The organism is Actinomadura sp. CNU-125 (genome assembly GCF_001942465.1).
Lineage (GTDB): Bacteria > Actinomycetota > Actinomycetes > Streptosporangiales > Streptosporangiaceae > Spirillospora.
In genome coordinates, this window is the sequence record NZ_MKJY01000193.1 from 1 (window position 1) to 10,236 (window position 10,236).

9 protein-coding genes, 1 tRNA gene and 2 pseudogenes are annotated in these 10,236 nt (G+C 74.0%); 3 read left to right on the top strand and 9 right to left on the bottom strand.

The genetic code is table 11. From position 1 onward, the window contains the following. Positions 1 to 64: 64 nt before the first annotated feature. Complete coding sequence (locus BJF79_RS22210) at positions 65 to 766, bottom strand: hypothetical protein (protein ID WP_262402404.1); 702 nt, start codon at positions 764 to 766, stop codon at positions 65 to 67. A gap of 130 nt (positions 767 to 896) precedes the next feature. Between BJF79_RS22210 and BJF79_RS22215 the strand changes: the two genes are divergently transcribed. From BJF79_RS22215 to BJF79_RS22220, 3 genes are all read left to right on the top strand, one after another. Then, a complete protein-coding gene (locus tag BJF79_RS22215; protein WP_075900155.1) occupies positions 897 to 1,691 on the top strand; it encodes a class II aldolase/adducin family protein in 795 nt (264 codons plus the stop codon). A gap of 103 nt (positions 1,692 to 1,794) precedes the next feature. Continuing rightward, positions 1,795 to 2,055, top strand: a complete 261-nt coding sequence (locus BJF79_RS65755; RefSeq protein WP_316043414.1) for a Gfo/Idh/MocA family oxidoreductase — start codon at positions 1,795 to 1,797, stop codon at positions 2,053 to 2,055. Between the two features lie 20 nt (positions 2,056 to 2,075). After that, entirely contained in the window at positions 2,076 to 2,843 is a 768-nt protein-coding gene (locus tag BJF79_RS22220; protein WP_316043415.1) for a Gfo/Idh/MocA family oxidoreductase, read from the top strand. Positions 2,844 to 2,890: 47 nt separating this feature from the next. Here the strand turns inward: BJF79_RS22220 and BJF79_RS22225 are convergent, their stop codons facing one another. From BJF79_RS22225 to BJF79_RS22255, 8 genes and pseudogenes are all read right to left on the bottom strand, one after another. After that, positions 2,891 to 3,949 carry a coiled-coil domain-containing protein gene (locus tag BJF79_RS22225; protein ID WP_143220085.1) on the bottom strand — a complete coding sequence of 353 codons (1,059 nt, stop codon included), beginning with the start codon at positions 3,947 to 3,949 and terminating at the stop codon, positions 2,891 to 2,893. Between the two features lie 161 nt (positions 3,950 to 4,110). Then, a complete protein-coding gene (locus BJF79_RS22230) occupies positions 4,111 to 4,551 on the bottom strand; it encodes an HNH endonuclease (RefSeq protein WP_075900157.1) in 441 nt (146 codons plus the stop codon). A gap of 24 nt (positions 4,552 to 4,575) precedes the next feature. After that, a tRNA-Asn gene (locus tag BJF79_RS22235) sits at positions 4,576 to 4,647 on the bottom strand. A gap of 95 nt (positions 4,648 to 4,742) precedes the next feature. Next, positions 4,743 to 5,111 carry a hypothetical protein gene (locus BJF79_RS61095; protein WP_262402405.1) on the bottom strand — a complete coding sequence of 123 codons (369 nt, stop codon included), beginning with the start codon at positions 5,109 to 5,111 and terminating at the stop codon, positions 4,743 to 4,745. Continuing rightward, a complete protein-coding gene (locus BJF79_RS22240; RefSeq protein ID WP_262402406.1) occupies positions 5,024 to 5,737 on the bottom strand; it encodes a GNAT family N-acetyltransferase in 714 nt (237 codons plus the stop codon). Before BJF79_RS22240 ends, BJF79_RS61095 begins: the two co-directional genes overlap by 88 nt. 120 nt (positions 5,738 to 5,857) lie before the next feature. Beyond that, positions 5,858 to 6,838, bottom strand: a complete 981-nt coding sequence (meaB, locus tag BJF79_RS22245) for a methylmalonyl Co-A mutase-associated GTPase MeaB (RefSeq protein ID WP_075900159.1) — start codon at positions 6,836 to 6,838, stop codon at positions 5,858 to 5,860. Further along, a pseudogene (gene scpA / locus BJF79_RS22250) lies at positions 6,835 to 9,064 on the bottom strand (methylmalonyl-CoA mutase). Before scpA ends, meaB begins: the two are co-directional and overlap by 4 nt. Then, a pseudogene (locus tag BJF79_RS22255) lies at positions 9,061 to 10,236 on the bottom strand (methylmalonyl-CoA mutase family protein); the annotation flags it as partial. The pseudogenes scpA and BJF79_RS22255, both read right to left, overlap by 4 nt.

Genomic DNA, 10,236 nt, shown 5'->3' on the forward strand with positions numbered 1-10,236 from the left:
CAGCGCTCGGCGTCCCAGCCGTGCAGCGGCGCCACGTCGCCCGGACGGGCGGGCGGTGCGGCCACTAGCAGCGGCCCGGCGGGCGGCGGGTCCGGCAGCCGGGCGACGAGCGCGGCCAGCCGCGCCCGTCGACGAGCCCGCACAGGCCGGGCCCGGCCGAGGTGAGCCGGGCCTCCAGCCGGGCGGCGACCGCCGGGTCGCTGACGTCCGACACGACGCAGTGGTAGGCGGCGCGGGCGTCCAGCGGCGCGGGCACGGCGACCGGCTCGCCGTGCAGCAGCTGCCGGAGCGTCTGCAGGGTGCTCTCCCGGGCGGTGCGGGCCGTCTCCAGCTCGGCCACCCGGTGCGCGTGCACCATGCGGTGGACGAGCGCGGTGGTGATCTCGTCGATGCGGCTGACGCCGTCGAGGAGCTGCGCGTCTGGGTCGCCGAGGCGGCGGCCGTCGGCGATGAGCGTCCGGACGAGGTGCGCGCGGCCCGCCTGGAAGCCGTCCAGGAACGCGGCGACCGGCACGCCCTGCCGGGCCCGGTCGGCGCCGAGCCGCTCGGCCGCCGCGAGGACGTCCGGGCCGGGCCCGCCCGCCTCCAGCGCGGCCAGCACGCCGCGGACGAGCGCGGCGGCGAGCCGCCGCGTCTCCTCCACCGGCAGCGCCGCGACGAGGTCCGAGCGGGTGCGGGCGGCGCGCACCGTCGCGTCCAGCACCGCCGGGTCGTCGCTCCGCTCGGCCAGCAACCGCAGGAAGCGGTCGCCCTCTCGTTGCTCCATGCCGCCATTGTGCGGTGCGGTTGTCCGCGATGGACAACCGGGCGCGGCGGGCTTGGGCGGCGCCGGTCTAGCCGCGGGGCCACCGAGTGGTGTTCGGTGGAGGGAACCGGATTCCCCCGAGGAGCGACCGATGGCCGAGGACGAAGAGTTCCTGGAGAAGCTGCCCACCGACCTGATCTTCCGGCTGCCGCCGAACTTCGACGACGTCGCGGACGAGCGCCGGCACCGCAAGGAGCGGCTGGCCGCCGCGCTGCGGATCTTCGGCAAGTTCGGCTTCGAGGAGGGCGTGGCCGGGCACATCACCGCGCGCGACCCCGAGCGCACCGACCACTTCTGGGTGAACCCGTTCGGGATGTCGTTCAAGCACATCAAGGTCAGCGACCTGATCCTGGTGAACCACGAGGGCAAGGTCGTCGAGGGCCGGTACCCGGTGAACGAGGCCGCGTTCGCGATCCACTCGCAGGTGCACCAGGCGCGGCCGGACGTGGTGGCCGCCGCGCACAGCCACTCGACGCACGGGCGGGCGCTGTCGGCGCTCGGCCGAAAGCTGGAGCCGATCACCCAGGACGTGTGCGCGTTCTACCAGGACCACGGCCTGTTCGACGACTACACGGGCGTCGTCACCGACCTGGAGGAGGGCAAGCGGATCGCCGCCGCCCTCGGCGACACCAAGGCCGTCATCCTGCGCAACCACGGCCTGCTGACGGTCGGCGACACCGTGGACGCCGCCGCCTGGTGGTTCATCACGATGGAGCGGTCCTGCCAGGTGCAGCTGCTGGCGCAGGCGGCGGGGCCCGTCGTCCCGATCGAGCACGACAACGCCGTCCTCACCCACGAGCAGATCGGCAACGACCTGGTCGGCTGGATCAACTACCAGCCGCTGTACGACCAGATCACCCGCGAGCAGCCCGACCTGTTCGACTGACCGTTTCCGGCGGCGTTCCGGCCGGTCGCGTCGCGCCCTCCGCCGCAGGCCACGGCCACCCCCGCCGCCCGGCGGCGGGGGCGGCATCGGCCATGATCGGGGCATGGACCTGCGTGTTGCCTTGATCGGATACGGCACCGGGGGCGCGGTCTTCCACGCCCCGCTCATCTCGTCCGTCCCCGGGATGCACCTGGCGGCGGTCGTCACCGGGGACCCCGAACGGCGCGAGGCCGTCGCGGAGCGGTACCCGGACGCCCGGGTCCTCGACCACGCCGACCGGCTGTGGGAGGTGTCGGGCGCCTACGACCTGGTGGTGGTCGCCGCCCCGAACCGGTACCACGTCGCGCTCGCCCGGACGCGCTGACCTCGGGCGTCCCGGTCGTCGTGGACAAACCGGCCGCCGCGACCGCCGCCGACGCCCGCTCCCTCGCCGCGCTCAGCGCCGTCCGGGGCCTGCCGGTGATCCCGTTCCACAACCGCCGCTGGGACGGCGACTACCTGACCGCGCACCGCCTCGTCGGCTCCGGCGCGCTCGGCGACGTGCTGCGGTTCGAGTCCCGGTTCGAACGGTGGCGGCCGACGATCAAGCCGGGGTGGAAGGAGAGCGCCGACCCCCGGGACGCGGGCGGCATCCTGTACGACCTCGGCTCGCACCTCATCGACCAGGCGATCGCGCTGTTCGGCCGTCCGGTCCGGGTCCACGCGGAGATCGACGTCCGGCGCCGCGGCGCGACCGCGCCCGACGACGTCTTCGTCGCCCTCGAACACCGCGGCGGCACCCGCTCGCACCTGTGGGCGAGCGCGACGGCGGCGCGGCTCGGCCCGCGGTTCCGCGTCCTCGGTTCCCGCGCCGCCTACACCGTCCACGGCATGGACGTGCAGGAGGACGCGCTCCGCGCCGGGCTCGTCCCGAACGATCCGGGCTACGGCATCGCCGCGCCGGAGGCTTACGGCCTGGTCGGCGTCCCGGGCGACGAGCGGTCCGAGCCGACCGCGCCGGGCGCCTACCACGACTTCTACGCCGCCGTGGGCCGGACGGTCCGCGACGGTGCTCCCCCGCCCGTCGACCTCGCCGACGCGATCACCGGGCTGGAGGTCATCGAGGCCGCCCTGCTCTCGGCCCGCGACCACGCGACGGTGGCCCTGGACTGAGCGCGGCCGCGGCGGGCGGGCCGGGCGGCGACGGGCGCGCGTCCCCGTCAGAGCACGGAGACGTGGACGTGGTCGTAGTGGTTCTGGGTGACGCTGCCGCGGTCCTCCATCTGGCTCCAGCCGCCGCTGCTGCGCATGTCGTAGATGCGCTGCTTCCAGATGACGTACTTGATGCCGAGGCGATCGGCGTTGTCGATGACGTACTGCGCGACCTGGTCGCCGTGGGCGGAGGCCGACGCGCTGGGCATCTGGCCGCCGGTGCTCTCCATGAAGTCGCAGGCGTTGCCGGAGCCGTGGTCCTGCGGGTCGCCGGGGCGCATGCAGCCGATCGCGGGGAACGGGCCGAACTTGGAGTCGACCTCCTGGAGCACGGTGCGCATCCGGGCGGTCATCGAGTTGCCGGTGATGGGCGACTTGGTGCCGGACGCGCCGTCCGGCTGCGCGTTCCCGGAGCCCGACCCCGATCCCGATCCCACCGAGGTGGTGGGCGTCTCGGGCTTGTACTTGGCGAGCAGCTTCTTGACGCGCTCGCGCTGGCTCTCCAGGTCCTCGATCTCCTTCTCGACCTTTTCGAGCTTCGCCTCCGCCTTCTCGCGGGCCTGCTCGGCCTTCGCGTCGAGGGCCTCCAGGTTCTGGACGCGGCGGCCGTTGTTGCGGCTGATGTGTTCGAGACCGCTCGCGGCGCGCAGCGCGGCCTGCGGATCCCCGCCGGTGACGATCGGGATCGACTCGTACCGTCCGGTCATGTAGCTGGTGGAGGCGATCGTGGCGACGGACGCGCGGGCGGCGTCGTAGTCGCCGGACGCCTTGTCCGCGGCCGCGCGGGCCTTCTTGGCGGCCTTCTCGGCGTCCTCCAGCGAGATCAGTTCGCCGCGGTACTCCTTCGACAGCTTGTCGGCGCGCTTCTTGAGCTTCTCGTACTTGGCCGCCGGATCCTCGGGCGCGCGGGGCACGGCGGCGGCGCGGGCGGACGGGACGGCGGTCACGCCGAGCACGAGGGCGATCGCCAGGGCGCGCGTCCGCGCGCGCCGGGTCGCCGGACGCCGTTCCGTCGGGCGTCCGCGCGAGGGACGCTCCGTGCCGCCGGGGGGATCGAGGGCCGCCACAGATCACTCCTTGATAACAAACCTCAAGATTGGCGGCACGCTACCACATAGGCCCATTTCGTCTCAGTGGATACGAAAACCACATAGCGTGACGAAACGTTACCGATCTCGGTGGTCCGGCCGGGGCGCGGCCCCGGCCGGACCGCCGGGAGACCCGCCGGTCAAAGGCCGACGAGCTCCTCCCAGCGCGGCACGCGAGGGGCGCGGCGCAGCCGCAGGCCGGCCTCGGCGGGCGTCCGGTTCCCCTTGCGGTTGTTGCACTTCCCACACGCCAGGACGGTGTTCTCCCACGTGTTCCCGCCGCCGCGCGACTGCGGGTGGACGTGGTCGATGGTGTCGCCGCGCCGCCCGCAGTACCCGCAGCGGCCCAGATCCCGCAGGTGAACGCCGCGTTTGGTCCACGGCGGGCGGCGGCCGTGCCGCCACCGCATCGCGACGTACCGGACGAGCCGCAGCACGCGCGGGACGGGGAACGCGCCGATCGTCCGGCCCTCCTCGGCTTCCTCGACGACGGCCACCTCGCGCACCAGCATGCGGATGGCGTGCCGCAGGTTGACCTTCTGCAGCGGCTCGTAGGTCGCGTTCAGGACGAGCACGTGCATGCGTCACCTCCCCTGCCCCTGCCGCTTCCCCGCCAGGATTCGAACCTGGAGCATCCGCATTAACGGTGCGGCGTTCTGCCGTTGAACTACGAGGAAAAGGTCCGGCAATTCTCCGGGCTTCCGGGCATTTCCCGGAAGTCTCCATTAGCCTGCCGATTCCCGGCAGAGCGGGCAACGCATTTTCCCCGGGGTCAGGCCGGGAGGTCGGCCGCCGCGGCCTGGTACTCCATGGACTCGCGCTCCACCCGGAAACCCAGTTCCTCGTTCACCGCGATCATGTGGGCGTTGTCCCCGGCGTTGTCGGTCTCGATCTCGCGGACCTCGGGCCGCTCGGCGGCGAGCCAGCGCAGCATCCCGGCCTTCACCCAGATGCCGATCCGGCGGCCGCGGTGCTCGGGCACGACGGCGGTGTCGTACTGCGCCGCCCGGCCCGCCGCACCGGCCGGGACGACCATCTCGGTGAACCCCGCGATCACCTCGCCTCCGCCGCCGCCGGGACCGCCGGTGAGGGCCGCGACGGTGTAGAGGTCGTCGCCGCGCTTGGCGACCAGCTCGGCCATCTCGCGGACGCGCGCGCGTCCCACGGCGCGCCCTCGTACTCGGCGAGGTCGGCCATCGCGGTCTTGGCGCGGGCGAGCGCGGCGAGCGCGCCCGGGACGACGCCGCGCCAGCGGACGAGCCGGTACCCGGCGGGCCCGGCGGCGACCAGGCGGTCGACGCGCTCCGCCGGGACCTCGTCGAGGTCCAGCACCATGCCGCGCAGCGTCAGCACGCACTCGAACCCGTGCGACTCCAGGAACGGGACGGCCGGGGTGCCCGCGAGCACCTGCGCGATCACGCTGGTGCGGCCGTCGGCGCGCAGCCCGTCGGCCGCCGCCACCAGCAGCCGCCCGCCCAGGCCGCGGCGCCGGTGCTCGGGCCGGACCCGGATGTCGATCTCGCCGGGCCGTCCGGTACCGGCGTCGCCGGGCAGCAGCAGCGCCTCCACGGCGGCGAGCCCGTCACCGGCGGGCACCGCCCAGAGCCGCTGCCGGCCCGCGGGACCGCCGCCCAGCAGCCGCGCGGCCGTCTGGTCGGGCTCGGGCGCGGGCTCGGCCGCCGGATCGTCGGCGTGCACGGCGGCCAGCACCCCGTGCCACTGCCTGATCTGCGCGTCCGTCGGATCCTCGAGCGCGATGACGTCCATCCGACTGTTGTACCGGATCGGGGACCGCCGTTACCGCGCCCTCGTGACAACGAGTGATTTCGGACGGACGCGCGGTCCAGAGCGGCCCGTCCGGAGCGGCCCGTCCGGAGCGGTCCCCTCTCAGCGGCCCCGCGCGAACGCCTCCAGGATCCGGTCGGCGGCCAGTGCGGGGGTGAGGGCGCCGTCCGCGACCTCCCGTTCGAGCCCGGGGGCGACCGCGCGGACGTCGGCGTGGGCGTGCAGGTCGGCGAGGAGCCGGTCGCGCACCATCGCCCACGCCCAGCCGACGAGCTGGCGGCGCCGCCGCGCGTCCAGCTCGCCGGTCTCGCGCAGGGCGTCCTGGTGGGCGACGATCTCGTCCCACACCCGGTCGAGCCCGGTGCCCTCCCTGGCGCTGCAGGTCAGCACGGGGATGTCGCGCTTGCGTTCGTCGCCGCGCAGCATCCGCAGCGCGCCCGACAGCTCGCGCGCCGCCCGTTTCGCCTCGATCTCGTGGTCTCCGTCGGCCTTGTTCACCGCGATGACGTCGGCCAGTTCCAGGACGCCCTTCTTGATGCCCTGGAGCTGGTCGCCGGTGCGGGCCAGCGTCAGGAACAGGAACGAGTCCACCATCTCCGACACGGCGGTCTCGGACTGCCCGACCCCGACCGTCTCGACGAGGACGACGTCGTATCCGGCGGCCTCCATCACGACCATCGCCTCGCGGGTCGCCTTGGCGACGCCGCCGAGCGTCCCCGCGGTGGGCGACGGCCGGATGAAGGCGTTCTCGTCGGCGGAGAGCCGCTGCATGCGGGTCTTGTCGCCGAGGATGCTGCCGCCCGTCCGGGTGGACGACGGGTCCACAGCCAGCACCGCGACCCGGTGCCCGCGCCCGGTGAGCGCGGTGCCGAGCGCGTCGATGAACGTGGACTTGCCGACGCCGGGCACGCCGGTGATGCCGACGCGGCGGGCGCCGCCCGCGCGCGGGGTCAGCTCGACCAGCAGCCGCTGCGCGAGCGCGCGGTGATCGGGCCGGCCCGACTCGACGAGCGTGATCGCCCGCGCGATCCACGCGCGCGAGCCGTCCCGCACCCCGGCGACGTAGTCCTCCAGGGGCCTCACCGGTCGCCGTTCTCCCCGGGGGTCTCGTGGCCGAGCTTGGTCGCCAGCTCGTCCAGCAGGCCCTGCGCGGCCTCGGCGATGACGGTCCCGGGCGGGAAGATCGCGGACGCCCCGGCGGCGCGCAGCTCGTCGAAGTCCTGCGGCGGGATCACCCCGCCGACGACGATCATGACGTCGGCGGCGCCGAGCGCGGCCAGTTCCTCGCGCAGCGCGGGCACCAGGGTGAGGTGCCCGGCGGCGAGCGAGTTGACGCCGACGATGTGCACGTCCGCCTCGACGGCCTGCCGCGCGACCTCGGCCGGGGTCTGGAACAGCGGGCCCACGTCGACGTCGAAGCCGAGGTCGGCGAACCCGGTCGCGATCACCTTCTGGCCGCGGTCGTGGCCGTCCTGCCCCATCTTGGCGACGAGGATGCGCGGGCGGCGCCCCTCGGCCTCCTCGAACGCGGGTCGCGGCGCGCGCCTTCTCGATCCCCTCGGCGGGTCCGGCCTCGTCGCGGTACACACCGGAGATCGTACGGATCTGCGCGGCGTGCCGTCCCCACGCCTTCTCCAGGGCGTCGGAGATCTCGCCGACGGTCGCCTTGGCGCGGGCGGCGTCGATGGCGAGGGTGAGCAGGTTGTGCTCCAGCCCGGACGGCCGGTTCCCGTTCGTCGCCGCGTCGGCGGCGGCCGCCAGCGCGGCGAGCGCCGACCCGACCGCGGCGTCGTCGCGCTCGGCGCGCAGCCGCCGCAGCTTCTCGATCTGCTGCGCGCGGACGGACGCGTTGTCGACCTTGAGGACCTCGATCTGCTCCTCGGCGTCCGCGCGGTACTTGTTGACGCCGATGACGGGCTGGCGCCCGGAGTCGATGCGGGCCTGCGTCCGGGCGGCGGCCTCCTCGATGCGGAGCTTCGGCAGCCCCTCGTCGATCGCCTTCGCCATCCCGCCGGCCTGCTCGACCTCGGTGATGTGGCCCCACGCGCGGCGCGCGAGGTCGTAGGTGAGCCGCTCGACGTAGGCGCTGCCGCCCCACGGGTCGATCGCGCGGGTCGTCCCGGACTCCTGCTGCAGCAGCAGCTGGGTGTTGCGGGCGATGCGGGCGGAGAAGTCGGTCGGCAGCGCGAGGGCCTCGTCCAGCGCGTTGGTGTGCAGCGACTGGGTGTGGCCCTGCGTGGCGGCCATCGCCTCGATGCAGGTGCGGGCGACGTTGTTGTAGACGTCCTGCGCGGTCAGCGACCAGCCGGACGTCTGCGAGTGCGTCCGCAGCGACAGCGACTTCGGGTTCTTCGGGTCGAAGCCCTTGACGAGCCTGGCCCACAGCAGGCGCGCGGCGCGGAGCTTCGCGACCTCCATGAAGAAGTTCATCCCGATCGCCCAGAAGAACGACAGCCGGGGCGCGAACGCGTCGATGTCCAGGCCCGCGTCGCGTCCGGCGCGGATGTACTCGACGCCGTCGGCGAGGGTGTAGGCCAGCTCCAGGTCGGCCGTGGCCCCGGCCTCCTGGATGTGGTAGCCGGAGATGGAGATCGAGTTGTACTTCGGCATCTTCCGCGAGGTGTACTCGAAGATGTCGGAGATGATCCGCATCGAGGGCTGCGGCGGGTAGATGTAGGTGTTGCGGACCATGAACTCCTTGAGGATGTCGTTCTGGATGGTCCCCGCCAGCGCTTCCGGCTTCACCCCCTGTTCCTCGGCCGCGGCGATGTAGAGCGCCAGGACGGGCAGGACGGCGCCGTTCATCGTCATCGACACGCTCATCTTGTCGAGCGGGATGCCGTCGAAGAGCTGCCGCATGTCGTAGATCGAGTCGATCGCGACGCCCGCCATGCCGACGTCCCCGGCGACGCGCGGGTGGTCGGAGTCGTAGCCGCGGTGGGTGGCCAGGTCGAACGCGACCGACAGGCCCTTCTGCCCGGCGGCGAGGTTGCGCCGGTAGAAGGCGTTGGACTCCTCGGCGGTGGAGAACCCGGCGTACTGCCGGATCGTCCACGGCTGCGTCGCGTACATGGCCGGGTAGGGGCCGCGCAGGTAGGGCGCGATGCCGGGCAGCGTGCCGAGGAAGTCGGCGCCGCCGAGGTCGTCGCCGGTGTAGAGCGGCAGGACGTCGATGCCCTCGGGGGTGTCCCAGGTCTGGGCCTCGGGCTCCTTGCCGGTGGCCTCCGCGACGGCCGCGCGCCACTTCGCGGCGGCGTCGGCCGCGGGCGGCGGCGTCCCGAGCCCGATATCGCTGAAGTCGGGGATCATCGGTTCACTCCCAGCTCGTGGAGGGTGGTCTCCAGCACCTCGACCGCGTCGCACCCGGCGAACACGGTGCCGTCCACTCCCTTGTACGTTCCCTTGCCGGCCAGCCAGATGCGCGCGCGCCCGCGTCCCTGAGCGTGCGGGCGGCGTCCTCGGCGCGCTCGGCGTACACCTTGTCGCTGGAGCAGACGCAGGCGACGGACGCGCCGGACGCCGCGAACTCCTCGGGCGTCCCGGTGACGGTCTCGATGCCGCCCGCCTGGAACAGGTTCGCGGCGAAGGACGCGCGGGCGGTGTGGACGGCGATCGGCCCGAGCGTCGCGAGGAACACCGCCGGGCGGGCGCCGGTGGCGTCCGCGTGCGCGTCGGAGCGGTCGCGGAGGGCCTCGAAGTCCTGCGCGTACGTCACTACGGGCAGGCCGCCGCCGGGACGGGACGGCGCCGCCGCCCGCTCGGGGAGCTTCTCGGCGAGGTTCGGGAACTCGCTGACGCCGGTGAGCGGCGCCTTGCGGCGGGCGAGGTCCTTGCGGCGCCGCGCCCACGTCGCGGCGATCCGGCCGGCGACCGCGCCGGACTCCAGGGAGGCGGCGAGCCCGCCCTCCCGTTCGATCTCGGTGAAGCGGTCCCAGGCGGCGCGGGCGAGGTCCTCGGTGAGCCGCTCGACGTACCAGGAGCCGCCCGCCGGGTCGACGACGCGGGCCAGGCTGGACTCCTCCAGCAGCAGCGTCTGGGTGTTGCGGGCGATGCGGCGGGCGAAGTCGTCGGGCAGGCCGAGCCGCGCGTCGAACGGCTGCACGGTGACGGCGTCGGCGCCGCCCACCCCGGCGGCGAACGCGGCGACGGTGGTGCGCAGCATGTTCACCCACGGGTCGCGGCGCGTCATCATCGCCGACGACGTGACGGCGTGGATCCGCGCGGACGTCCCGTCCGCGGCGCCGCTCGCCTCGGCGACGCGCGCCCACAGCCGGCGGGCGGCGCGCAGCTTGGCGATGGAGGAGAACTGGTCGGCGTTCACGGCGAGCCGGAACTCGATCTGCCCGAACGCCTCGTCGACGCTCAGCCCCGCCCCGGTGAGGGCGCGCAGGTAGGCGACGCCCGCGGCGACGGCGGCCGCGCGCTCCTCGGCGTCCAAGCCGCCCGCGTCGTGGTAGGGGGTGCCGTCGGCGACGATCGCG